The sequence below is a fragment of the Mesorhizobium sp. ES1-3 genome (assembly GCF_020164795.1).
GTDB lineage: Bacteria > Pseudomonadota > Alphaproteobacteria > Rhizobiales > Rhizobiaceae > Mesorhizobium.
Map to the genome: position 1 here is coordinate 14,402 of NZ_JAIUGW010000014.1, position 22,761 is coordinate 37,162.

General features: G+C 61.6%; 21 protein-coding genes. 12 read left to right on the forward strand and 9 right to left on the reverse strand.

What is annotated here, in order from left to right:
* The first annotated feature begins 156 nt into the window (after nucleotides 1–156).
* From LB536_RS19170 to LB536_RS19195, 6 genes are all read left to right on the forward strand, one after another.
* Nucleotides 157–2,601, forward strand: coding sequence for a penicillin-binding protein 1A (locus LB536_RS19170; protein WP_224595457.1), 2,445 nt, complete (start codon nucleotides 157–159; stop codon nucleotides 2,599–2,601).
* Nucleotides 2,602–2,724: 123 nt separating this feature from the next.
* Nucleotides 2,725–3,856, forward strand: a protein-coding gene (gene prfB / locus LB536_RS19175) for a peptide chain release factor 2 (RefSeq protein WP_224595458.1) whose coding sequence is annotated in 2 segments (ribosomal slippage) — nucleotides 2,725–2,790 and nucleotides 2,792–3,856 — 1,131 coding nt in all. Because the reading frame shifts where the segments join, the coding sequence is not laid out codon by codon here.
* Nucleotides 3,857–4,366: 510 nt separating this feature from the next.
* Nucleotides 4,367–4,744 carry a hypothetical protein gene (locus LB536_RS19180; RefSeq protein ID WP_224595460.1) on the forward strand — a complete coding sequence of 126 codons (378 nt, stop codon included), beginning with the start codon at nucleotides 4,367–4,369 and terminating at the stop codon, nucleotides 4,742–4,744.
* 116 nt (nucleotides 4,745–4,860) lie between these two features.
* Nucleotides 4,861–5,229: a GFA family protein gene (locus LB536_RS19185; protein ID WP_224595610.1), complete on the forward strand. Its 369-nt coding sequence runs from the start codon at nucleotides 4,861–4,863 to the stop codon at nucleotides 5,227–5,229.
* A 152-nt stretch (nucleotides 5,230–5,381) separates the two neighbouring features.
* A complete protein-coding gene (locus tag LB536_RS19190; protein ID WP_140760139.1) occupies nucleotides 5,382–6,032 on the forward strand; it encodes an OmpA family protein in 651 nt (216 codons plus the stop codon).
* A 255-nt stretch (nucleotides 6,033–6,287) separates the two neighbouring features.
* Nucleotides 6,288–6,893, forward strand: a complete 606-nt coding sequence (locus tag LB536_RS19195) for a hypothetical protein (RefSeq protein WP_140813334.1) — start codon at nucleotides 6,288–6,290, stop codon at nucleotides 6,891–6,893.
* A 151-nt stretch (nucleotides 6,894–7,044) separates the two neighbouring features.
* Here the strand turns inward: LB536_RS19195 and LB536_RS19200 are convergent, their stop codons facing one another.
* A complete protein-coding gene (locus LB536_RS19200; protein ID WP_224595462.1) occupies nucleotides 7,045–8,622 on the reverse strand; it encodes a DEAD/DEAH box helicase in 1,578 nt (525 codons plus the stop codon).
* 192 nt (nucleotides 8,623–8,814) lie between these two features.
* A complete protein-coding gene (locus LB536_RS19205; RefSeq protein ID WP_140813335.1) occupies nucleotides 8,815–9,588 on the reverse strand; it encodes an NAD kinase in 774 nt (257 codons plus the stop codon).
* Nucleotides 9,589–9,921: 333 nt separating this feature from the next.
* Between LB536_RS19205 and LB536_RS19210 the strand changes: the two genes are divergently transcribed.
* On the forward strand, nucleotides 9,922–10,113 hold the full coding sequence (locus LB536_RS19210) for a hypothetical protein (protein WP_127869399.1): 192 nt from the start codon (nucleotides 9,922–9,924) through the stop codon (nucleotides 10,111–10,113).
* Nucleotides 10,114–10,346: 233 nt separating this feature from the next.
* Nucleotides 10,347–11,315: an NAD-dependent epimerase/dehydratase family protein gene (locus LB536_RS19215; RefSeq protein WP_224595612.1), complete on the forward strand. Its 969-nt coding sequence runs from the start codon at nucleotides 10,347–10,349 to the stop codon at nucleotides 11,313–11,315.
* Between the two features lie 33 nt (nucleotides 11,316–11,348).
* Here LB536_RS19215 and glf read toward each other — a convergent pair whose 3' ends face one another.
* Together glf and LB536_RS19225 are read right to left on the reverse strand one after the other, a co-directional pair.
* Nucleotides 11,349–12,533, reverse strand: coding sequence for a UDP-galactopyranose mutase (gene glf, locus LB536_RS19220; protein WP_224595464.1), 1,185 nt, complete (start codon nucleotides 12,531–12,533; stop codon nucleotides 11,349–11,351).
* A 16-nt stretch (nucleotides 12,534–12,549) separates the two neighbouring features.
* Nucleotides 12,550–13,452, reverse strand: coding sequence for a hypothetical protein (locus tag LB536_RS19225; protein ID WP_224595466.1), 903 nt, complete (start codon nucleotides 13,450–13,452; stop codon nucleotides 12,550–12,552).
* Between the two features lie 187 nt (nucleotides 13,453–13,639).
* On the opposite strand from LB536_RS19225, the gene LB536_RS19230 reads away from it, so the two are divergent.
* From LB536_RS19230 to LB536_RS19245, 4 genes are all read left to right on the forward strand, one after another.
* Entirely contained in the window at nucleotides 13,640–14,569 is a 930-nt protein-coding gene (locus LB536_RS19230) for a hypothetical protein (protein WP_224595468.1), read from the forward strand.
* 288 nt (nucleotides 14,570–14,857) lie between these two features.
* Complete coding sequence (locus LB536_RS19235; RefSeq protein ID WP_140760159.1) at nucleotides 14,858–15,892, forward strand: extracellular solute-binding protein; 1,035 nt, start codon at nucleotides 14,858–14,860, stop codon at nucleotides 15,890–15,892.
* 99 nt (nucleotides 15,893–15,991) lie between these two features.
* Entirely contained in the window at nucleotides 15,992–17,419 is a 1,428-nt protein-coding gene (locus LB536_RS19240) for an amidase (RefSeq protein WP_224595470.1), read from the forward strand.
* 21 nt (nucleotides 17,420–17,440) lie between these two features.
* Nucleotides 17,441–18,142, forward strand: a complete 702-nt coding sequence (locus LB536_RS19245) for a TetR/AcrR family transcriptional regulator (RefSeq protein ID WP_224595472.1) — start codon at nucleotides 17,441–17,443, stop codon at nucleotides 18,140–18,142.
* A gap of 7 nt (nucleotides 18,143–18,149) precedes the next feature.
* Here LB536_RS19245 and LB536_RS19250 read toward each other — a convergent pair whose 3' ends face one another.
* From LB536_RS19250 to LB536_RS19270, 5 genes are read right to left on the reverse strand one after another with little or no spacing between them, the layout of a single operon-like run.
* Nucleotides 18,150–18,911, reverse strand: coding sequence for an MBL fold metallo-hydrolase (locus LB536_RS19250; RefSeq protein WP_224595475.1), 762 nt, complete (start codon nucleotides 18,909–18,911; stop codon nucleotides 18,150–18,152).
* Between the two features lie 2 nt (nucleotides 18,912–18,913).
* Nucleotides 18,914–19,978: an ABC transporter ATP-binding protein gene (locus LB536_RS19255; RefSeq protein WP_224595477.1), complete on the reverse strand. Its 1,065-nt coding sequence runs from the start codon at nucleotides 19,976–19,978 to the stop codon at nucleotides 18,914–18,916.
* Entirely contained in the window at nucleotides 19,975–20,757 is a 783-nt protein-coding gene (locus tag LB536_RS19260) for an ABC transporter permease (protein WP_224595478.1), read from the reverse strand. Before LB536_RS19260 ends, LB536_RS19255 begins: the two co-directional genes overlap by 4 nt.
* 2 nt (nucleotides 20,758–20,759) lie before the next feature.
* Nucleotides 20,760–21,647 (reverse strand): ABC transporter permease, encoded by an 888-nt coding sequence (locus LB536_RS19265; protein WP_224595481.1) that lies wholly within the window; start codon nucleotides 21,645–21,647, stop codon nucleotides 20,760–20,762.
* Between the two features lie 13 nt (nucleotides 21,648–21,660).
* Nucleotides 21,661–22,746, reverse strand: a complete 1,086-nt coding sequence (locus tag LB536_RS19270; RefSeq protein ID WP_224595483.1) for a spermidine/putrescine ABC transporter substrate-binding protein — start codon at nucleotides 22,744–22,746, stop codon at nucleotides 21,661–21,663.
* Nucleotides 22,747–22,761: the final 15 nt, after the last annotated feature.

The following is a 22,761-nucleotide window of genomic DNA, read 5'->3' on the forward strand; positions in this document are numbered from 1 at the left end:
TTTTATTTCCGGCTTGTGGCCGTGAAACGCGGCCCTGCCGTATTTTGTCCACATGGTGGCGACATGGGTTTTCGATTGCGGATTGGGACCGGCTCGAAAGCTTGCGTGGAAGGCGGCTTCGTTTAGGAAATTCCCGAACCAAGGACTGGAGCGGGTATGATTCGTCTCATTGGCTATTTTTTCGGCATCGGAACGACGCTGGCCCTTCTGGCCGCGGCGGGCGTTGCCCTCTACATCGGCCATATAGCAAAGGATCTGCCCGACTACGAAGTGTTGGCCAAGTACGAGCCGCCGGTGACCACCCGTATTCATGCCTCGGATGGCTCGCTGATGGCGGAGTATGCACGAGAACGGCGCCTGTATTTGCCAATCCAGGCCATCCCGGATCGCGTCAAGGCCGCCTTTCTGTCCGCGGAGGACAAGAATTTCTACAGCCACCCTGGTGTCGACATAACGGGGTTGGGCAGGGCGGTGATGACTTATGTTTCGGGTGGCCCCATGCAGGGCGGCTCGACGATCACCCAACAGGTTGCCAAGAACTTCCTGCTGACCAACGAGCGCTCCCTGGAACGCAAGGTCAAGGAAGCCATCCTTTCATTCCGCATCGAACAGGCCTATTCGAAGGATCGTATCCTCGAGCTCTATCTCAATGAGATTTTCTTCGGCTTCAATGCCTATGGTGTCGCCGGCGCCGCGCTGACCTACTTCGATAAATCGGTGAACGAGCTGACCGTGGCCGAGGCCGCTTATCTGGCATCGCTCCCGAAAGGTCCGGCCAACTACAATCCCTTCAAGCACGCCGACCGGGCTATCGAACGGCGAAACTGGGTGATCGGCCAGATGGTCGAAAACGGTTATGTGACGCCCGAAGAGGGCGCGAAGGCGAAGGCCGAGCCGCTTGGCGTTGCTCCGCGCCGCACCGGCTCCTACCTTTTCGCCGGCGAGTACTTCACGGAAGAGGTTCGTCGGCAGATCATCGCCCGCTACGGCGAGAACGCCCTCTACGAGGGCGGGCTGTCGATTCGCACCACCCTTGACCCGAAGGTCCAGCTCATTGCCCGCAAGGCGATGCAGAATGGATTGATGAAATACGATACTTTGCGCGGCTATCGCGGGCCGGTGAAGACGATCGACGTCACCGGCGACTGGGGTGTGCCGTTGGGCGCCGTCAAGGGACTGGAAGACGTTCCCGAGTGGTCGCTGGCCGTCGTGCTCGACAGTTCGGCGTCCGGGCTGTCGATCGGCCTGCAGCCCGCACGCCAGGCGTCGGGCGATATCGTGAAGGAACGCGTCGAAGGCACCGTCAGCAAGGAAGACATGGGCTTTGCCATGCGCCATGTGGTCGACGGCAAGACAGTCAAGGCCAAGTCGCCGGCCGACGTGCTGAAGCCGGGCGACGTCATCTTCGTCCAGAAGAACGACGGTTCCGACAATGCCTACAGCCTGCGCCAGGTTCCCGAGGTGGAAGGCGGCCTGATCGCGATGGATCCGCACACCGGCCGCGTGCTGGCCATGGTCGGCGGTTTTTCTTATTCGCAGTCGGAATTCAACCGCGCCACGCAGGCAATGCGCCAGCCGGGCTCCTCGTTCAAGCCGATCGTCTATTCGGCCGCGCTCGACAATGGCTATACCCCGGCCTCGGTGATCATGGACGGACCGATTACCATCCAGAGCGGCAACACCACCTGGACGCCGAAGAACTATGACGGCACGGTCGCCGGCCCGGCGACACTGCGTTCCGGCATCGAGAAGTCGCGCAACCTGATGACGGTGCGGCTTGCCAATGACATGGGCATGAAGCTGGTCGTCGAATATGCCGAGCGCTTCGGCGTCTATGATCACCTGGCGCCATATCTGCCGATGGCGCTGGGTTCGGGCGAGACGACCGTCATGCGCATGGTTTCGGCCTATTCGATCATGGCCAATGGCGGCAAGTCGATCAAGCCGTCACTGATCGATCGCATCCAGGACCGCTACGGCAAGACGGTGTTCAAGCAGGACGAGCGTGGCTGCGAAGGTTGCAACGCGACTGAGTGGAAGAATCAGCCGGAGCCGGAACTTGTCGACAATTCCGAGCAGGTGCTCGATCCGATGACCGCCTACCAGATCACCTCGATGATGGAAGGCGTCGTCCAGCGCGGCACCGGTGCCACCGTCGGCGAGCTTGGCCGCCATATCGCCGGCAAGACCGGCACCACCAACGACGAGAAGGACGCCTGGTTCATCGGCTACACGCCGAACCTCGTGGTTGGTCTCTACATGGGTTACGACACGCCGCGCGGCCTTGGTCATGGCGCCACCGGCGGCGGTCTTGCCGCCCCGATCTTCAAGGATTTCATGCGCGTGGCGCTGGACGGCACGCCCAATGTCGACTTCAAGGTGCCTGACGGCATGAACCTGATCGCCATCAACCGCAAGACCGGCATGCGCGCCACCTCGGGCGATCCGGGCACCATCATCGAGGCCTTCAAGCCGGGCACCGGCCCCGCCGATAGCTACTGGGTAATCGGCATGGGCGCCGACGGCTCCAATGCCTCCGGCGGCGCGTTGTCGCCACAGGCCAACCAGGCCATCCAGGACGGCGGCGGCGGCCTTTACTGACGGTTCACACGTCCAAATGGGCCAGCCTCGAACTGGCCCATTTCGCTTTACACTTGGCGGCACCGTCCCTATGTATCGCGCCGACCGAAGCGTCATTTCAGCAACAGGACAAATTACCAGGCCATGCGCGCGGAAACGCAGAATATTGTCGACGAGATCAGGCAGGCGATAACCCTGCTGAGGAGGCATCTTTGACTGGGATCAGGCCATAAAGCGGCTTGAATACCTGAACGTGCGGGCCGAGGACGCCAGCCTCTGGAACGAACCGCTGGAAGCGCAGAAGCTGATGCGCGAACGCCAGGGCCTCGAGGAAGGCATCGCGGCGGTCAAGGGGCTGACCCAGGCGCTGGAAGATAACATCGGCCTGATCGAGCTGGGCGAGGAAGAGGGCGACGAAGGCGTCGTCGCCGAAGCCGAAGCCGCGATCCGCTCGATGCAGGGCGAGGCCAAGGCCCGCCAGGTCGAGACGTTGCTCTCGGGCGAGGCCGACGCCAACGACACCTACCTCGAAATCCACGCCGGCGCCGGCGGAACCGAAAGCCAGGACTGGGCCTCGATGTTGTTGCGCATGTACACGCGCTGGGCCGAGCGCCGCCGCTTCAAGGTCGAGGTGCTGGAAGTGCATGACGGCGAAGAGGCCGGCATCAAGTCCGCAACCTTGCTGATCAAGGGCCACAATGCCTATGGCTGGATGAAGACCGAATCCGGTGTCCATCGCCTGGTGCGCATCTCACCCTATGACAGCAATGCGCGCCGCCATACGTCGTTCTCCAGCGTCTGGGTCTATCCTGTCGTCGACGACAGGATAGAGATCGACGTCTCCGAATCGGACGTGCGCATCGACACCTATCGTTCGTCCGGCTCGGGAGGCCAGCACGTCAACACCACCGATTCGGCCGTGCGCATCACCCATATCGCCACCGGTATCGCGGTCGCCTGCCAGGCCGAACGCTCGCAGCACAAGAACAAGGCCAAGGCCTGGGAAATGCTGCGCTCGCGACTCTACGAGGAAGAGCTGAAGAAGCGCGAAGCGGTCGCCAACGCCACGGAGGCGTCGAAGAGCGATATCGGCTGGGGTCACCAGATCCGCTCCTACGTGCTGCAGCCCTATCAGTTGGTGAAGGATCTGCGCACCGGCGTCGAGAGCACCAGCCCGTCGAGCGTGCTCGACGGCGACCTCGACGATTTCATGGAGGCCTCGCTGTCACAACGCATCGAGGGCGGCGCGGGCGAAGTGGTAGCCGACCTGGATTAGGCTGCTTGTGCGGTCACCGCAAGGCTTCTGATTCGGCGTGTTGCTTTCGTGCGGGACGGGGTCTTTTCCTGTCCCCAAAACGGGAGCGTCGCATGTTTGTCGCTCGTCCGACCGCCCCACATCTTCGTGGGCTGCGGGGCGACTGGTTCTCCATTGCTGACGATCTGCGACCATATCACCGGCAATCAAGAGCATGTGATCGCGCGCATCTGACGATCTGCCGGCTGGAACCACTCCGGACCAATCCCGTTGTTTGCATGCACCGCCTTCCGGGAACGAACCTGGTCTGAATCTCGTCAGGGGTAGCAGTATGTCATGCGCGTGCGCCCCATGGTCTGGGCGCTGCGGCTTCTTGCGCCGACCAAGGAATCAGCCCAGCATCCAAACGCTGGGAGACAAAAAAGCATTTATGGCCGGACGCGGCATATCTGCGACTGACGATCCGGCCACTGGGAAGACACGTTCCGGGAACGGGCAGGCGAAATGCTTGACGCTCGAAAGGAACGTCCCATGTCTGCTGCCACGCCCAGATCGGCCCGAGCCGTTCAACCGGTCGGCCGACTTATGTTTCCCCTGTTCGCTATCGGCGTGATCGCGATGTTCGCGCCAGCTGCTTTTGCTCATGACGCCAAGCCTACGGCGGCAAAGCCGCAGGGTTGGAGCTATCCATTCGCCTGCTGTGCCAACTATGACTGTCGTGCCACGCATACCGGCGAGGTGCTGGAGAAACCCGAGGGTTACGTGATCGCCGGCACCGGCGAGGTGGTTCCGATGACGGACAAGCGCGTCAAGGACAGCCCTGACGGGGAGTTTCACTGGTGCGCTCATCAAGCCGGTCTCGATGCCGGCAAGACGATATGCCTGTTCGTGCCGCCGCGTTCTTTTTGATGCCGCGCTGGCGGCCAACGCCCTTCGGCAGACGCCTCTGTTGACGGACGGTTGTCAGGATCGCTTCTTTATGATGCCTTGCCGCTTGGGCGCAGGACAATGGAGAGGTGATGTTCATGGCCATCAAGGGAAGCTGCCACTGCAAGGCGACGATATTCGAGGTGTCGGAGGCGCCGCGGACGGTGACACAATGCACCTGTTCGTTCTGTTCGAAACGCGGCTCGCTTTGGGCCTATTATACGCCATCGCAGTTCAAGCTCGTCACACCGCTGAAGAAGGTTTCCTTCTATCAATGGGGCTCGAAGACCGTAAAGCATGGTTTTTGCGCAAGCTGCGGCTGCGGCACCTTCACCGAAACACCGGACTGGTCGACCGGCGAACCGGATTTCGACAATCCGAAGATCAGCGTCAACTCGCGGCTGTTCGATGACTTCGATCTCGACAAGGTCGAAGTGGTGGTCATTGACGGCAAGAATCTCTGGTAGCCCGTCAAGGGTGCTTCGTTGCGCAACAGAGCCCGGGAAAAGCCGCGACGCCCACTTTTCCCGTTCCGTTTTTCGCCGCATTTCATGGTACAAGTCGCGGTAAGGGCTGATTTGGCGCCGTCGTAAGGCGTGACTTGGAGAGGGACCATCCTATGAAAAAGACCGTGCTCGTCGCGATGGCGACGGCTCTGCTCGTGACCGCGTGCACCACCACCGATCCGTATACGGGCGACCAGAAGATTTCCAACACGGCCGCGGGCGCGGGTCTTGGCGCCCTGGCAGGCGCCAGCCTTGGTCTGCTTGCTGGAGGCAATGATCGTCGCAACGCGCTGATCGGCGCCGGCATCGGCGCGCTGGCCGGGGGCGCCATCGGTGCAACCATGGACCAGAACGAGGCTGAACTGCGCCGGCAGCTCCAGGGCACCGGCGTCAGCGTCACCCGCAGCGGTGATCAGATCATCCTCAACATGCCGTCCGACATCACCTTCAACACCGACCAGGACGCGGTGAAGCCCGGCTTCTACCAGGTGCTGAATTCGGTGGCGCTGGTGCTGAAGAAGTTCAAGCAGACCACGGTCGACGTTTTCGGCCATACCGATTCGACCGGTGGCGACCAGCACAATTTCGATCTGTCGCAGCGCCGTGCGCTGGCGGTCGCGAACTATCTGTCCGGCCAGGGCGTCGATCAACGCCGCTTCGCCGTCACCGGATTTGGCAAGACAAGGCCCGTCGCGTCGAATGCCACGGCCGAGGGCCGGGCCCAGAACCGACGCGTCGAGATCCAGCTTTCGCCGCTCACCTGAGCAGAATCGCGTCTCAAGCGATGCGAGAAACGGCCCCAAATGGGGCCGTTTTTCATCCAGCCGTGTATTGGCGCTCGGTTTCGTGACAGCAGTCAAAGAAAATTAGCAATATCTAATAAATTCTTTTCCGCGGCCGTGGAAAGGATTAGCATCGACGCTGTTCCAGAGAGGATGGGGCGGTTTAATCGGCCGCGCAATCAACATCGTTGCCGCCTCGGTCTTGCACGGCCAGATCATGAAATCTGGGAGGAATGCATGACAAGAACAGCCAGTCTTGGGCGCTGCGGCGTCCTCGCTTTGACAAGCGTTGTAGGCGCATGGTTAGGCCTCGCCACGGCTCATGCCGAGGACGCCAACAAGGCCGACATCGACGCGTTGAAGAAATCGCTCGCCAAATATCAGGATTACACCGCCGCCGTCCGCGATCTCTATCTGTCGACGGTCGGCTGCGTCTACTACAGCGGAGAAAAGATACCCGGCTCCATGGTTTATCCGAAGGGCGCCATGGGCATCCATTTCGTCAACGTCCCAAGTGTCGGCCAGAAACTAGATCCGATGCATCCCAATGTATTGATCTACGAGCCGACCAAGAAAGGCCTGAAATTGGTCGGCGTGGAGTGGCTGGTGCCGCTGACCCCGGACATCAAGGAACCACCCAAGCTGTTTGGTCAAACCTTCATGGGCCCGATGGAGGGGCACTATCCGCTCATCCCGAAGGAGTTCGTCCACTACGATCTTCACGCCTGGCTCGAGGACAATCCGAACGGCATGTTCAGCCCGACGAACCCGAAGGTGAAATGCGACAAGGCCGAGTTTCCGATGCTGGAGAAGCCGACCAAGATGATGCCCGGGCCGATGTGACCTGGAGCGGACCAGCGTCCAATGGAATTGCTGAACCGCCCCAATGTTTCGTTCCCAGGCAATTCCGGGACGCTATGCGCTTTTCCTTGAATTGCTCTTGGCTACAGGGCGAAAAAGGATGCAAGCCGGGTAGCCGGCTTGCTGGCTGGAATCAGACCTTGGCGACGATGCGCATGAAGGCCGGCATGTCGTCGCCGAAGCCGACTGTGGTGTCGTTGTCTTCCTGATGATGGCGGGCAGGGCGGTTATTGCTGCGCTGCGGCCTGGTATCACCGCGCTCAGGTGCGCGCGGCTCATTGCGGTCGGACGATTTGCGCTCCGTGTTTTCCGAACGGATTGCATCCTTGCGCGCGCGCCGTTCGACAATATCGGCCGTCTCGGCCACATCGGGCTGCGGTTGAGCAATCGCGGTCGCGGCATCTTCCTCGCTGTGCCTGCCGCGACGCTCGCCGCCCTTCTTGCGCCCGCCCCTGTCGTTGCGGTCCTCGTCCTTGCGGCCGGCACGGCGCGGCGCGCCTTTGCCGCGGCGCGGAGCATCGTCCTCGCCTTCGCTGGCAACCACCGTCGACAGGTCGCCGTCATGCCACTCGATCTTGGCGCCGATCAGCCGCTCGATGGCATCGATATACTTGGTGTCGGACTTGGTCGCGATGGTGAAGGACTTGCCCGAGCGCCCGGCGCGGCCGGTGCGGCCGATGCGGTGGACATAGTCCTCGGCGTGGATCGGCACGTCGTAGTTGAAGACATGGCTGACATCGGGAATGTCGAGGCCGCGCGCGGCGACATCCGAGGCGACGAGATAGCGCAGCTTGCCGTCGCGGAAATTGGCCAGCATCTGCATGCGCGCGCGCTGGTCCATGTCGCCATGCAGCGCACCGGCGTCGAAATCATATTTCAGCAGCGAGCGGAACAGCTCCGAAACCTCGATCTTGCGGTTGCAGAAGATGATCGCGTTCTTCAGCTCCGCGTCCTCGGCCTTGATCAGGTTACGCAGCGTTTCGCGCTTGTCCCAAGGCTTCGAGCCCGATTTGACCAGCCGCTGGGTGATGTTGGTGGCCGCCGACGCGGCCTTGGAGACCTCGACGCGGACCGGCGCATGCAGGAATTTTTCCGTCAGCTTGGTGATCTCCGGCGGCATCGTCGCCGAGAAGAACAGCGTCTGCCGGGTGAACGGGATCATCTCGCAGATACGCTCGATATCGGGAATGAAACCCATGTCGAGCATGCGGTCGGCCTCGTCGATGACCAGGATCTCGACGCCGTTGAGCAGCAATTTGCCGCGCTCGCGGTGGTCGAGCAGGCGGCCTGGCGTCGCGATCAGCACATCGGCGCCGCGCTCCAGTTTCTTGTCCTGCTCGTCGAACGACACGCCGCCGATCAGCAATGCGATGTTGAGCTTGTGGTTCTTGCCGTATTTGACGAAGTTTTCTTCGACCTGCGCGGCAAGCTCACGCGTCGGCTCCAGGATCAGCGTGCGCGGCATGCGGGCGCGGGCGCGGCCCTTTTCCAGCCGGGTCAGCATCGGCAGCACGAAGGAGGCGGTCTTGCCGGTGCCGGTCTGGGCAATGCCCAGCACGTCCTTGCCGAGCAAGGCGTGCGGGATCGCACCAGCTTGGATCGGGGTCGGCTGGGTGTAGCCGGCATCGGTGACTGCGGAAAGCACCTTCGGCGACAGGCCAAGGTCCGAAAAGGTCAACGCTTCTTGAGCGATCGTCGTGTCTGAGGACAAGTGTTGCTGTCTTTGGCTGGTTCGGGGAAGCGCAACGTCATTCGTCGCGGCAAGCGCCACGCGCCTGCAAGATTGGTATTGCGATTAGGCGCAAGCCCGCGATTTGTCAACAGAAACGGGCAGGATTGGTGCGATTGTGAAGTTGTAACCTTAATCGCGATGCTTAATTCGGCCGCTTGTCTCCGTGCCGGCTCAGTAACGGAACTGTTCGGCCAGGATGCGTTCGTTCCAGGAGTGGTTGGGATCGAACAGCAAAGTCGCGGTGGCGGTCGGCGATTCCCGCACCGTGACCGATGTCACCGCCTTGACCTCCGTGTGGTCGGCGGCGGCGTTCACCGGCCGCTTTTCCGGCTCCAGAATGTCGAAGCGCACGGTCGCCTTGTTGGAGAGCAATGCGCCGCGCCAGCGTCGCGGACGAAACGGGCTGACCGGCGTGAGAGCCAGAAGCGGCGCATCGAGCGGCAGGATGGGTCCGTGCGCGGAAAGATTGTACGCGGTCGATCCGGCCGGCGTCGCGATCATGACGCCGTCGCAGTTCAGTTCCTCGATCCGTATCTGATCATCGACGCTGATGCGGATCTTGGCCGTCTGATAGGATTGGCGCCACAGCGCAACTTCGTTGATCGCCAGCGCCGTGACGTGATCGCCATCCGAGGTGGTTGCCAGCATCTCCAGCGGGCGGATCGTCTCGGCGACCGCGGCCGCGATGCGCTCGGTGAGCCCTCCGGACCGGTACTCATTCATCAGAAAGCCGATGGTGCCACGGTTCATGCCGTAGACTTTCTTTCCGGTGCCCATCGTGTCGCGCAAGGTCTGCAGCAGGAAGCCGTCGCCTCCCAGCGCCACCACGACGGTCGCCTCGGCGACCGAACGTTGGCCATAGCGCGCCGACAGGCTTTCAACAGCCGCCTTGGCGTCTGTTGTCTCGGACGAGACGAAGGCGATGCTGTTGGCGGCTGTGCTCATGGATTCCCGATCGCGACCGATTGGCGCCGGCAGGTTCTGGCCGCGCCAGCGCCGGGGTAGCATGGGGCGGGCGGGTCTGCAAAGAGAGCCTCCGCCAGTTCACGAAGTGACGTGCGGCAGTGCCGCCACATGGGCCGGTCGCGGTTGATGTCGTGGCGCGATCGAATGTGATGGTTAAGGCCAGGCTTAAGGTCTCGTAAAGCCGGATCGATCATGTTAGCCGGCATGGGTGGCGTGGGGCGCCCGCAGCACTACCTTATCCTTCGGGACGCAAAGGACGTTGCGGCACGTTAGATTTGTGCGCGTGATCCCGCGGATCCTGATGCCGGGGACATGCGCCAGCCAGACGAGGCCGACATATTGCCGGTAGCACGCCTGATCATCGTCTTTGTCATGTTGGGAAGTTTCGCGCTTGTCTTCGCCGAACTGGTGCGCCAGTCGGAACAAATGAGCGCCAGGCCGGTCCCGACGGCGTCACGCTGCGGTGATGCCGCCGGAATGCCTTGCCCGCAAAGGGCGTTGTAGGCCGCCCAAACACGCTGACCGGACCAATATTCGCCGAACTCGGCAGGCACCAGCCGTGATCCGGAGGTGACCGATCACCGGCTGGCGCAAGACAAGTTGGATCGTTGCAATTGCGGCATAGACAAAAGCACTGATAGAAGCGCTTTGGATCTGACATTGGATTCCGTTTCCCTCGTCTCTGGGAATCGAGCCGCGCGCCGGGTTGACCGGCCGAATCTGGGTGGTGGGGCATGCTGCGTAGCGTATTGGTTTCCGGGGGCTGCGGCTTCATCGGGTCGCATCTTGTCGATCGCCTGCTGCGGCGCGACGACCTGGAAACGCTTGTCGTCGTCGACAATCTGTGGACCGGATTGCGCGACAACATAGCCCATGTCTCGGATCCACGCTTCAGCCTGCGGATTGGCGATGCCGAAAGCTTCGCGGCGAGTGGGCATTTCGATGAGATCATCCATCTGGCGTCACCGGCTTCGCCCGTATGGTACATGCGCGAACCGGTCCGCACGATCAAAGCCAATATAGGCGGCGCGCTCAATCTCCTGTCGCTGCTGCGGCCCGGCGGCCGCTTCTGTTTTGCCTCGACCTCGGAAGTCTATGGCGATCCCCTGGTGTCGCCGCAGCCGGAGAGCTACCGGGGATCCGTCGACTGCACCGGCCCACGGGCGTCCTACGACGAGGGCAAGCGCTGCACCGAAGCGCTGCTATTCGAACAGCAGCGCGTCAGCGGGCTCGATGTCCGAGTCGTCAGGCTGTTCAACACATATGGGCCGCGAACGCGCATCGATGATGGCCGCGCCGTTTCGAATTTTGTCAGCCAGGCCCTGACGACCGGAATCCTGACGGTTTACGGCGACGGTTTCCAGTCACGCAGCTGGGGTTATATCGACGATATCGTCGATGGGTTGGAGCGCTTCTTCTGGCGCGACAGCATCTCGCACCGTGGTCCCCTGAACATCGGCAACAACCGCGAAATCTCGGTTCTCGACACCGCGAAATTCGTCTGCTCGCTTGTTCCCGGCAGTCGTATCGAACACCATGCGCCTGTCCCGCAGGATCCCACGAACCGGTGCCCGGACCTGACACTGGCAAGGCAGGTTCTTCCCGGCTGGGAAGCCACGACCGGTTACCAGGAGGGGATCCGGCGTACTTTCGAATGGTTCAGGCAACAGATTGCCGACGGCGGCAAATTGGCGGCGACGGCCTGAGAACCAGAGATTTGCGGCTTCAGACTCGGTCCGTCATGGCGACCGCGAAACAGAATCGAGCCGACCGGCGAAATAGGGCTCGAGCACGGTTTCGAAGGCCTTTAGGGCGGCACCGATCGCCTGGTGCATGTCGAGGTAGCGGTAGGTCCCCAACCGTCCCCCGAGATGCAGGTTTTTCTCCGCACTCGCCCGATCGAGATAACGGCGATAGACCGCCTGATCCTTGCGCGTGTCGATCGGATAATAAGGCTCGTCGGCGCGGCCGGCAAAACGGGAATACTCGCGGCCGATGAGCGTTTTGTCACTCCCGTGCTGGCGCTCCGGGTTGAAATGCCGGAATTCGACGACGCGGGTATAAGGCACGGCTTCGTCCGCGTAGTTCATGATCGCCGTACCCTGGTGGTCCGGCATGTTCAGGACCTCCAGATCGATATCGATGGTTCGCCAGCCGAGTTCGCCCTCGCTATAGTCGAAATAGCGGTCGATCGGGCCGGTGTAGACGACCGGCAGGCCCTTCGGCAGCAAGGGCTTGATATCGAAGAAGTCGATGCCAAGCCGTGTTTCGATAAGCTCGTGCGCGAGCATCCTTTCGAATATCGCCGTATAGCCATCCACGGGTTGCCCCTGGAAGCGGTCGTTGAAATAACCGTCCTCGAACGTGTAACGGACGGGCAGGCGCGCGATGATCTGCGCCGGCAGTTCGCGCGGGTCCGTCTGCCATTGCTTGGCGGTGTAGCCCTTGATGAAGGCCTCGTAGAGGTGGCGGCCGACGAGGGAGATCGCCTTCTCCTCGAGATTGGCCGGTTGGCGGTCGCCCAGTTCCGCCGCCTGCTCGGCGATCATGCCACGCGCCTCGTCGGGGCTCAGCCGCTTGCCGAAGAACTGGCAGATCGTGGCAAGGTTGATCGGCAGCGGATAGACCTTGTCGCGATAAGTTGAGAACGCACGATGGCGATAGGCCGTGAAACCGGTGAAGGCGCGCAGATAATTCCAGACCTCCTCGTTGGATGTATGGAACAGATGCGGCCCGTAGCGATGGATCTCGACGCCGGTGACCGGATCTTGTTCGGTGTAGGCATTGCCGCCGATATGCCGGCGCCGGTCGATCACCAGCACGCGCCGGCCAAGCTGCGTAGCGATGCGCTCGGCGAGTGTCGCACCGTAAAAGCCTGCGCCGACGATGAGGATGTCGGCCTTGGCCAGCAGGTTCCTGTCCATTCGCCTATCCGAATCCTTAGGGCTTGAGAATTATCTGGGACAGGTCGACCGACTTGGAATATTGCCTGCGTAGCAGGCGCCATAACAATTTCATCAATCGGTTCGCCTGGCGAAAAGCTTTCCTGTCCAAGAGATAGTCGGCCACCATACGCAGGCCGATCATGGGTTTCGATCGCCAGCGCCTGCCTTCGCGATCGACGGCCTCATAGGACAATGGAAAGAACTCGCCAAATCCATATTGCGACGCCAGTTGGCGATATTCGTCGTGAGGCGTTCTGCCTGACTTGAGCATCGCTGTCGCCAGATGAACTCCCACCGGCCGCGTATGACGAACGGGCAAGGCGTCGAAAACAGCCGATCTTCCCAGATTTTGCGCGGCAAGCCTCGTCCACAGGGAATCGAGGCCAAAACCGCTCATGGATTCTTTGAAAAGGGGCAGCATCTTGGCCGCGACGTCGGCTCTCAGGCAGGGAGCCATGATCTCGATCTTATCGACCAGGCGAAATTCGAAGCTCTTGCAGCGGAGAAATGGTAGGTGAGAAAAATAGCTGTCCAGCGTCAGTGCCGGCTGGGCAATGTGCAGATCCAGTCGGCGCATTTTGGCGAACATTGCTTCGATAGTCGTCCGGTCAGCCTCCAGATCATCGTCGGGGAACCAGATATACTGGTAACGATCGAGCAGGTCCGGCCGCTGGCTGAACAGAGCATGGATGCCATCCCATTTGCCGCCCTTGTAGTCGACCCTGTTTTCATACGGCTGCCGAAATGATGACGGATCAGTTCCATAGTAACTGACAATCAGGTCGAATTCGCATTCGGACACATCCGCTCCCCATCCGCGATGGAGAGAATTGTCTCCAGCCCTGACGATGACGAGATTGCGGCGGGTACTCGTCAAGGACTTGGTTTCGGCGTCCATTCATGAGTCCAAAGCTGTAATGGTGAGCCCCTACACCAAACCCGAATGAAAGCGAAGAGCCAAACATCCGAAGAAAATGATCGTCCAGCACTGATGTCTTGTACTGTGCTTGCGACACACCGCGAATCTAGATTCGCCGCTCGATCGATTCTAGGCTCGATGCGCAACCATTGCAGGCGGGACTCTCATGAAGCTGATTGTTGTGACCCCGGCCGGCCGCGAGAAATATCTTCGTCTGCTGAGCCATCATGTACTGAAAAGTCCCGAGGTGGACGAATGGCATCTGTGGGACAATTGCCGCAATGAGGCAGACCGCGCCTATCTCCAGAAATTGGCAGCCAGCGATCCTCGCTGCAAGATCAAGACGCTCCCGAGCGCCGACGGCAGCCTAGAGATCATCGGCAGGTTTTTCCGCTTCTGTGACGACGCCGACGCTCTCTATCTGCGCCTCGACGACGACGTGGTGTTTCTGGAGGAGGGTTTTCTTCTCAGATTTAAGGAGCGGGCGATGGCGGAAGAAGGCTCGGCCCTCTGGTATGCGCCGCTCATCATCAACAACGCGGTTTGCAGCACCCTGATCAAGAATTTTTCCAGGGTGCTGATCGATGGGCCACTCACCTGTCAGGCGATGTGTCCGTACTCTTGGGCGCACGCAAGCTTTCCAATGGCGCTGCATCCGGTCTTCATCGAGGCCGTTCGGACGAACCGGCTTAGTGATTTCCGCGTCCCTGATCGGGAAGTCAGGTTGGGGCGCTTCTCGATCAACGCGATCGGTTTTTTCGGGTCGGAAGTGCTGGACATCGGCGAAGTCTTCTTTCCGCCGGGAAATGACGAAGAGGAATGGCTGTCAGTGACGTTGCCGGCGAAGCTCGATCGCCCAGGCAAGGTTTTCGGCGATCTGGTCGCCGCCCATTTCAGCTTCTTCACACAGGAGCAGCGCCTGCTGCAAACCACCATCCTTGACGACTATTACGCGCTCGCCGGGCTGCCCGCTCCCGCTTACGAGAAGCCGGTTGTCAAAACGAGATTGAAGGACCGATTGAGGCCATGGCGGAAGCGGAAGGACCCCGCGCCTAAATATAGGGTTTCCCTTCCAGCCGACAGGCATGACGCCTGAAGGCTGGAGCCTTCTCTTCGCTTTTTCACTCAGGTCGAAAACGTCAGGCAATTGCCGGCCAACACCAAGCCTGTCGAAAAGATATTGACTGTATAGTTAGTTATAATCTAGCTTCGAAAGCGAACACCGAGTTGGTCAGCTGGCGTCAGCCAGTGAATGGCCGCGAAGAGGGGGACTTTCCTGACCGCCATTCGGCCCGTTGCTGGGGCGGAAGGCTCAGGCTTGTTCATCAGCAGGAATGGACCTGAGGCGGCGACGCCGCCGGTCCCAACAATGGGAGCAACTCGCATGAACTGGAAATTGACCGCTGCGGCCGTCGGGCTGTCGCTGTTCGCCGCAACAGGCGTCGCCCGCGCCGATGGCGAACTCAACATCTACACCTGGGGCAACTACACCAGTCCGGACCTGATCAAGAAGTTCGAGGAGACCTACAAGATCAAGGTCACCGTGACCGACTACGACTCCAACGACACCGCATTGGCTAAGGTCCGCCAGGGCGCTTCCGGCTATGACATCGTCGTGCCTTCCGCCAGCGTCGTGCCGATCTGGATCAGCGAAGGCCTCCTGCTGGAAACCGATCCCAACACGATGGAGAATTTCAAGAATGTCGATCCGCGATGGGTCGACGTTCCCTTCGATCCGGGCCGCAAATACACCGTTCCCTGGCAGTGGGGCACGACAGGCATTTCAGTGAACAAGTCGGTCTATTCAGGCGACCCGAACACGTCTGCGCTGTTCCTCGACCCACCGCCCGAGCTTGTCGGCAAGATCAATGTCGTCCCCGAAATGGGGGACATCATGTTCCTCGCAATCGCTTATGAAGGCGGAAAATACTGCACCAACGACATGCAGGTGCTGAAGAAGGTCCGTGACAAGCTGGTCGAGGCGAAGGCGAAATGGCTTTCGCTCGACTACGCGGCCGTCGACGGCCTGGGCAGGGGCGACATCGCCGCCGGCGTCGACTGGAATGGCATATCGCTGCGCGAGCGGCTGCAGAACGACAAGATCGTCTACGGCTATCCGAAGGAAGGTTTTCCGATCTGGATGGACAATGTCGCCGTTCTCAAGGACGCCAAGAACGTCGACAATGCCAAGCTCTTCCAGAACTTCATAATGGACCCGAAGAACGCCGCGATGATCTCGGCTTTCGCTCGCTATTCGAACGGGATCAAGGGCTCGGAAGCCTTCATGCCCGACGATATGAAGAACGCACCCGAGGTGAATATTCCGGCCGAATTCGCCGCCAAGGGCCAGTTCATGCCGGCCTGCCCACCGGATGTGCAGGCGCTTTACACGAAGATCTGGACCGACCTCCAGAAGTAGCGCCACCAGCCGGACCCAACAAAAAAGCCACCGGGCCGCGACGCGCGGTCCGGTCACCCCCAATGCCAGGTGCGATCACGTGATCGCGGGAGATTTTCGATGTCCGATCTCGACCTTTGCTACATGCCGGCAAGCGAGGCGCTGCGGCTGTTCAAGGCGAAAAAACTCTCGCCCGTCGAACTGATGCGGGCCACCATCCGCCGCGCCGAGGCTACCAAATCGACGATCAACTGCTTCACCTTCACGCATTTCGAGGAGGCGATGAAGCTGGCCGCTAAGGCGGAGGCGAAATATGCCAAGGGCGCCAGGACCGGCGCGCTCGAAGGCTTGCCGATCGGCATCAAGGACGAGAGCTACATCAAGGGCAAGCCGACGTCGCATGGCTCGCTGCTGTCCAGGGATGCCATAAGCGGACACACCTCGACGATGAACGAGCGCATCATCAAGGCCGGTGGCATCGTCCATGCGCGCACGGCGACGCCCGAATTCAGCTGCGCCGGTTATACCTGGTCGAAGCGGTGGGGCGTCACCCGCAACCCTTGGAACCGCGACTTCACACCGGGTGGCTCGTCGGGAGGTTCGGCGGCAACGCTGGCTTCGGGCACATCGTCGATCGCCACCGGCTCCGACATCGCCGGATCGATCCGAATTCCGGCGTCGGCCTGCGGTCTCGTCGGCTACAAGCCGCCTTATGGGCGCAACCCGGACGAGCCGCCCTTCAACCTGGATTTCTATTGCCATACCGGGCCGCTGGCGCGGAACGTCCGGGATGCGATCCTGCTGCAGAATGTCATGGCGGGGCCTAGCCCGCTCGACATCGCCACGCTTCGCCCCAAGCTGCGCCTGCCGCTCGATTACAAGCCGATCAAAGGCTGGAAGATTGCGTTCTCGATGGACCTGGGCTCTTTCGAGGTCGATGCCGACGTCCGCAGCAACATGCTTGCCGCGAGCGATGTGTTCCGCTCGCTTGGGGCGACGGTCGAGGAAGTCGATCTTGGCTGGGATGACGGAGTGCTCAAGGCAGGAATGGCCTATCTGGAGCATCTTTTCGGCGCTTCGCTATCGCAATTGCTCGCCGAGCACGGCAGCGACATGACCAGCTATGCCAGGCGGTTTGCCGAGGACGGGCAAAAGTCCAAGGCAACCGACTTCGTCGCGACGCTGGATGTGGCGGCACGGATGTATCAGACGCTGGGTCCGCTGCTGGAAACCTACCATGTGATGATCTGCCCGACGAATGCGCTTCCCGCGGTGCCGGCGGAGTTCGATCAGACCACCGGAACCGTCGAGATCAACGACAGAGAGGTGAACCCTTCGCTGGGCTGGGTGATGACGACGCCGTTCAACATGCTGAGCCGCTGTCCGGTGCTTTCCATGCCTTCGGGGCGGGCGGCGAGCGGTGTGCCGACGGGCTTCCAGATCGTCGGGCGCACCTATAGCGACGCCGATGTCTTCCGGGCGGCGATGGCCTATGAAACGGCGCAGGGGCAATGGTACACAGACGCCGAAACGCGCCCATCGCTTTGACAGGCGGTGCAAGGGAAGTGGATGAAGATGGTGCAACGCAAGGCAACGGCAAAAGGCACGGCCGAGAGGGCCAAGGGCAGGGCTTCGGCCAATGACGCCGCGCCCAAGGACCGTCGCCGGGAACGCGGTGAAGCCAGCGTGCAGCGCATCATCGACGCCACCATCGAACTCATTGCGGAGGAGGGGCTGGCGAGCGTCACCATGCAGCGCATCGCCGAGCATGTCGGCTCGTCCAACGCCCTGGTGGTCTTTCATTTCCGCAGCAAGGAGAACTTGTTCAGGGCGGTGCTTAAGTATCTCAGCGATCAATATGACGCGCTGTGGCTCAATCTGGTGCGAGCCCCCGGCCTGTCGCCGGTCGAACGGCTGTTGGGCGCGGTCGGCTGCGCGCAGCGCTTCGCCAGGCAGCATCCGAAATGGGTGTCGGTCTTTGTCGCCTTCTCCAGCGACCGCAAGAGCATGCAGATCTACAATGAAATTGGTCTGCCCAGCGATCTCGCCTACACCGCCGAAGCGCGCGAATTGCTGGTCGAGATCTCGCGCAGCGGCGGTTACGCCGGCGTCGACATAAATACGCTATCCGAGAGCCTGAATTACCTCGTTCACGGGGCGTGGTACTGGGATCACCTCAATCCGGCTGGCCGCGACACCGACGTCGTGCGCAAGACCATGCTGCTGCTGCTGCACCAGGCCTTTCCACGGCACTTTGAATTGATGCGCTAGCCGTTTCTCAGGGGCTCTGCCGAAGATGGCACCCGGCCTGCCGCTTCCGTGCGAGATACTCGTCGATCAACTGATGATAGCGCACCTTGCCGAAGCTCGGGAAATGGCCGCCATGTACGACCGAGACGTCGAGATCGCGCATGGCGAGCAGCGTCGCCATGTAGTCTGGTATATCCGAGTGATAGACATCATCGATCAGCGGGCCGTCATAGATGATGTCTCCGGACAGCAGGATGCCGGTCTTCTTCTCGTAAAGCGCGATGCCGCCGGGCGAGTGGCCTGGCGTGTGGACGACCTCGAAGGCGCGGTCGCCGAGATCGATGATGTCGCCATGCGCGAGCAGACGGTCGGCCGGCGCCAGCTGGATGCGGTAGCGTGCTGTCTCCCAGCCCTTTGGCACGCCATCGAACATCTCGTCGGTCGCATAGGTGCCGGCGGCGGTCCATTCGTTGCGCGGATCGGCGAGGATTGCCGCTTCGGCCGAATGCACGCAACGATCGGGGAACTCATGGTGGCAGCCGATGTGGTCGAAATGCGTGTGGCTGGCGACACAGGCCAGCTTGCGCTCGCTCACCAGAGGCACATACATGCGCAGGCTGAAATGGCCGAGACCGGTGTCGAACAGCAGATCGCGGTCGCGGCCGCGCACATGCCACATATTGCAGCGGAAGAACGGCTTGATCCAGGGCTCGTGGATCAGCGTGATGCCGTCCGCCATGCGGATCGTCTCGTACCAGTCCGGTGCGTCGATGACCGCGAGCATGCCCATGTTCAATCCGTCAAAAGGATGATCTGGTCGGTATCGCACGAAACCGCCACGGTGTCGCCCGGCCGGACAGTGGCGGCAGCGGGCAGCTTGGCGATGAACTGCAAGGAGGGCTCTTCGACGGAGGCCGCAAGCACGCGCTTGAAACTGCCCTGGAAGACGACGTCGCTCACTTCCGCCTCGCCGAGCTTCGTGGCACCCGAGGCGGTGCCCAGCACAAGGTGCTCGGGCCGTATGGCCAATGCGGCCGCCGACCCCAACGGCAACGCATGGGGCAGCAACACCGATCCGACCGGCGTCGCGACGGTGCTCGTCCTGTCGCCGGTCTCCACGACCGTGCCGGCGAGGATCGTGCTCTCGCCCATGAAGGTCGCGGAAAAGCGCGTCGCCGGCCTGGCATAGACGCGCTCGGGCGGCCCTTCGTCCTCGATGCGGCCATCATTCATCACCACGCAATGGTCTGCCAGCGCCATCGCTTCTTCCTGGTCGTGGGTGACATGAATGAAGGCGGTGCCGACGCGCTTCTGGATCGCCTTCAATTCATCCTGCATCTGGCGGCGCAGTTTGAGGTCCAGCGCACCGAGCGGCTCGTCGAGCAGAAGCACCGCCGGCTCGATGACCAGCGCGCGTGCCAGTGCCACGCGCTGGCGCTGGCCGCCGGAAAGCTGGTGCGGCTTCTTGTCGAAGGCGGCGGCCAGCCCGACCAGTGTCAGGGCTTCGCGTGCCTTTGCCGCCCGCGTTGCGCCGTCTACACCCTGCATGCGCAAGCCGAAGGCGACATTGCCCCCGACGCTCATATGCGGGAACAGCGCATAATCCTGGAACACCGTCGTCGTCGGGCGCTTGGCCGGCGGCACCGAGGTGCAATCCTGGCCGCGGATGACAACCTGGCCCTCGCTGGGGTTGACGAACCCGCCCAGGATGGAGAGCAGCGTCGTCTTGCCGGAACCGGATGGTCCAAGCAGGATCGTATAGCTGCCGGCCTCTATCGTCAGCGAGACATTCTTCAGCACGGGATGCTGGCCGAAGCGGTGCGAGACGTCGCGGATATCGACCAGGGGCGCGTTCATGCCGGTTTTCTCCGCAGCAAGGTCAGTTCGAAGAACACCACCAGCACGATCGAGATGGCAAAGACCAGCGATCCGACGGCGTTGGTCTTCGGGTTGAGGCCGGAGCGCAGCAGGTTCCAGATTTCCACCGGCAGCGTGGTGTCGAAGCGGGTGAGCAGGAAGGAGATCACGAACTCGTCCCAGGAGAAGGTCATCGACAGGAAGAAGGCGGCGAAAATGGCCGGTGCCATCACCGGTACGCTGATCAAAAGCAGCACCTTCCATTCCGGCGCGCCGAGGTCGCGCGCGGCGCGCTCGATGTTGATCTGGTGGTCGCCCATCTGGCTGTAGATGATGGCAAAGCATAGCGGCAGGTTGATCACCACGTGGCCGATGCCTGCGGCAAGCAGCGATTTCGGCACGCCGGCCCAGTTGAACAGCACCAGCAATCCCATGCCGATGATGAGATAGCTGACGGTGAGCGGCAAGGTGATCAGTCCGCGCAGCAGGCCAGAGCCGGGCAGCACGAAGCGCGCGAAACCCCAGGCCGAGAGGAAGCCGAGCGTGACGGCGGCGGCCGAGGAAAGCACCGCGACCAGCAGCGAATTGACCAGCGCCGACGTCAGTCGCGCGTCCGAGAGAACCGCCTCGTACCAGCGCAGCGACGGGCCGGTGAAAGGCGGAATCGGGAAGGAGGTCGACTGCAGCGAGAACAGCACCAGCACGACGACCGGCAGGAAGATGAAGCCGTAGACGGCAAGCGCGTAGATCCAGGAAGCGATGCGGACAATCCTGCGCATGGTCAGGCCCGCTCGATCTTCAGCCAGCGGGCGCAGGCGAGATAGGCGATGGTCACGACCGCCATCAGTATGATCGACAGCGCGGAGGCCAGCGGAAAATCGCCGCGCCGGCCGATCTGCATCATCACCAGCTGCGGCATCAAAAGCTCGTTGTTGCCGCCGAGGATCTGCGGCGTGATGTAGTCGCCGATGCACAGCACGAAGGTCAGGAAAGCGCCCACCATGATGCCGGGCAAGGTCAGCGGCAGGATGACATGCAGGAAGGTGCGCACCGGCCCGGCGCCGAGATCGGCGGCCGCCTTGCGATAACTTGGGCTGAGCTGCTTCAGATTGGCGAAGATGGTCAGCGTCAAAAGCATGACGAAGAAATGCACGAAGCCGGTGACGGTGGCCAAGCGCGTGTTGGCGAGCTGCAGCGGCTCGCTGATCAGGCCGGAGCCGGTCAGCGCGCGGTTAATGACGCCGTTCTGCGCCAGCACCAGCAGCCATGAGTAGGAGCGAACGACGTAGGACGTCCAGAACGGCAGCACAGCCAGCATCAGTGCCAGCCGCTGCCAGCGCTCCGGCACTTGTTCGGCCAGGATCCACGCGAAGGGATAGGCGAGCAGCACGGAGACCACGGTGACGATTGCGGTGACCTGCAGCGAGTTCACCATCGCCTGCCAGTAGGAGGGATTGCTGAAGAACTGGCTGTAGTTGGCGAGCGTGAAGCCGCCGCCCTCATGCGCCGTGAGGCTCGAAAACCCCATGGCGACGAACGGCAGCACGAAGAAAGCAAGCGTCCAGCCGAGTGCCGGCGTGACCATCGCCCAGGGCAGGGCGCGGCCCGCCCGGGGCAGGGCGCGCCCCGCCCGGGGTGGGGCACGCCCGCTGTTTCCCGCAGAGTTCATGGGCAACGGTCGCTCACTTCGCCTGCAGCATTTCAGTCCACATATCCTGCATCTTCTTGTCGAGGTCGGCATTCGGCGCCGGGTAGGCCTGTGCACGGGCGAGGAAGCCGGGCTGCTCGTCGAAGCGCAAAACCTTCTTCTGGTCGTCGGTCAGTGCGGCCTTGGTGTTGGACGGCATGCCCCAGTAGCAGGACGAGGTGGCAAGGCGCGCCTGGCCTTCCGGGCTCATGATGTACTGGATGAATTTCAGCGCCATGTCCTTGTTCCTGGAGTCCTTGAACATGGCCAGCGACTGCGACCACAGCACCGCACCCTCTTTGGGAATGGAGAAGTCCAACGCCGGGTTTTCCTTCGCCAGCCCCGCCGTTACCCATTCGCCGCCGCCGACCAGGATGTCGACCTCGCCGGTGGCGAGCGCCGTCTGGCTGGCGGTGACTTCGCCGACCAGCTTGGCGTTGGCCTTCATCTTGAGCAGCTCTTCCCTAAGGGCGGGCAGATCGGCTTCGGTGAGTTCAGCCGTCTTCTTGCCGATGGCGAGAGCGGCCATGCCGATGACCGGGAGGTAGTAATCGTAGATGGCGACCTTGCCCTTGTATTTGTCGCTGGTCAGCGACGTCAGGGACTGCATATCGGCCGGATCGACCTTGGTCTTGTTGTAGCCGATCGTGTTGTAGCCGAACTTTTCGGTGATGCCGTAGCGCTTGCCGCCGACAATGGTCGACCCGTCCATCTTCACCTGCGGGAAGAGGTCGGCGAAGGGCAGCTTGTCTTCCGGCAGCGGCTCGAACAGGCCTTTCTCGACGCCGCGCGGCACGTCGATGCTGTCGATCACCATCACATCCCAATCGCCCGGCTGCGACTGCTCGACGATGGCGAGGCCAGCACCGGTGCCTTCGAACTCCTTGACGTTGACCTTGACGTTGTTGGCCTCCTCGAAGGGCTGCAGCAGCGCCGGATCGGAATGATCGCACCAGATCAGCGCGTTGAGATCGGCGGCCTCGGCGAGGCTGCCTGCCGCAAGCAGCATTGCGGTGGCGGCACACGCGGCGTGTAGCCGGCGCTTCATGACGGAAAGCGGATTCCCGGATTTGACGGACATCGAGTGTTCTCCCTT

Coding starts and splice junctions, on each gene's coding strand:
- LB536_RS19235 (WP_140760159.1), top strand. CDS start 14,858: ATGAACTGGAAATTGACCGCTGCGGCCGTCGGGCTGTCGCTGTTCGCC.
- LB536_RS19185 (WP_224595610.1), top strand. CDS start 4,861: ATGGCCATCAAGGGAAGCTGCCACTGCAAGGCGACGATATTCGAGGTG.
- LB536_RS19190 (WP_140760139.1), top strand. CDS start 5,382: ATGAAAAAGACCGTGCTCGTCGCGATGGCGACGGCTCTGCTCGTGACC.
- LB536_RS19260 (WP_224595478.1), bottom strand. CDS start 20,757: ATGCGCAGGATTGTCCGCATCGCTTCCTGGATCTACGCGCTTGCCGTC.
- LB536_RS19240 (WP_224595470.1), top strand. CDS start 15,992: ATGTCCGATCTCGACCTTTGCTACATGCCGGCAAGCGAGGCGCTGCGG.
- LB536_RS19250 (WP_224595475.1), bottom strand. CDS start 18,911: ATGGGCATGCTCGCGGTCATCGACGCACCGGACTGGTACGAGACGATC.
- LB536_RS19230 (WP_224595468.1), top strand. CDS start 13,640: ATGAAGCTGATTGTTGTGACCCCGGCCGGCCGCGAGAAATATCTTCGT.
- LB536_RS19195 (WP_140813334.1), top strand. CDS start 6,288: ATGACAAGAACAGCCAGTCTTGGGCGCTGCGGCGTCCTCGCTTTGACA.
- LB536_RS19180 (WP_224595460.1), top strand. CDS start 4,367: ATGTCTGCTGCCACGCCCAGATCGGCCCGAGCCGTTCAACCGGTCGGC.
- glf (WP_224595464.1), bottom strand. CDS start 12,533: ATGGACAGGAACCTGCTGGCCAAGGCCGACATCCTCATCGTCGGCGCA.
- LB536_RS19245 (WP_224595472.1), top strand. CDS start 17,441: ATGAAGATGGTGCAACGCAAGGCAACGGCAAAAGGCACGGCCGAGAGG.
- LB536_RS19225 (WP_224595466.1), bottom strand. CDS start 13,452: ATGGACGCCGAAACCAAGTCCTTGACGAGTACCCGCCGCAATCTCGTC.
- LB536_RS19265 (WP_224595481.1), bottom strand. CDS start 21,647: ATGAACTCTGCGGGAAACAGCGGGCGTGCCCCACCCCGGGCGGGGCGC.
- LB536_RS19210 (WP_127869399.1), top strand. CDS start 9,922: ATGCGCCAGCCAGACGAGGCCGACATATTGCCGGTAGCACGCCTGATC.
- LB536_RS19270 (WP_224595483.1), bottom strand. CDS start 22,746: ATGTCCGTCAAATCCGGGAATCCGCTTTCCGTCATGAAGCGCCGGCTA.
- LB536_RS19205 (WP_140813335.1), bottom strand. CDS start 9,588: ATGAGCACAGCCGCCAACAGCATCGCCTTCGTCTCGTCCGAGACAACA.
- LB536_RS19170 (WP_224595457.1), top strand. CDS start 157: ATGATTCGTCTCATTGGCTATTTTTTCGGCATCGGAACGACGCTGGCC.
- LB536_RS19255 (WP_224595477.1), bottom strand. CDS start 19,978: ATGAACGCGCCCCTGGTCGATATCCGCGACGTCTCGCACCGCTTCGGC.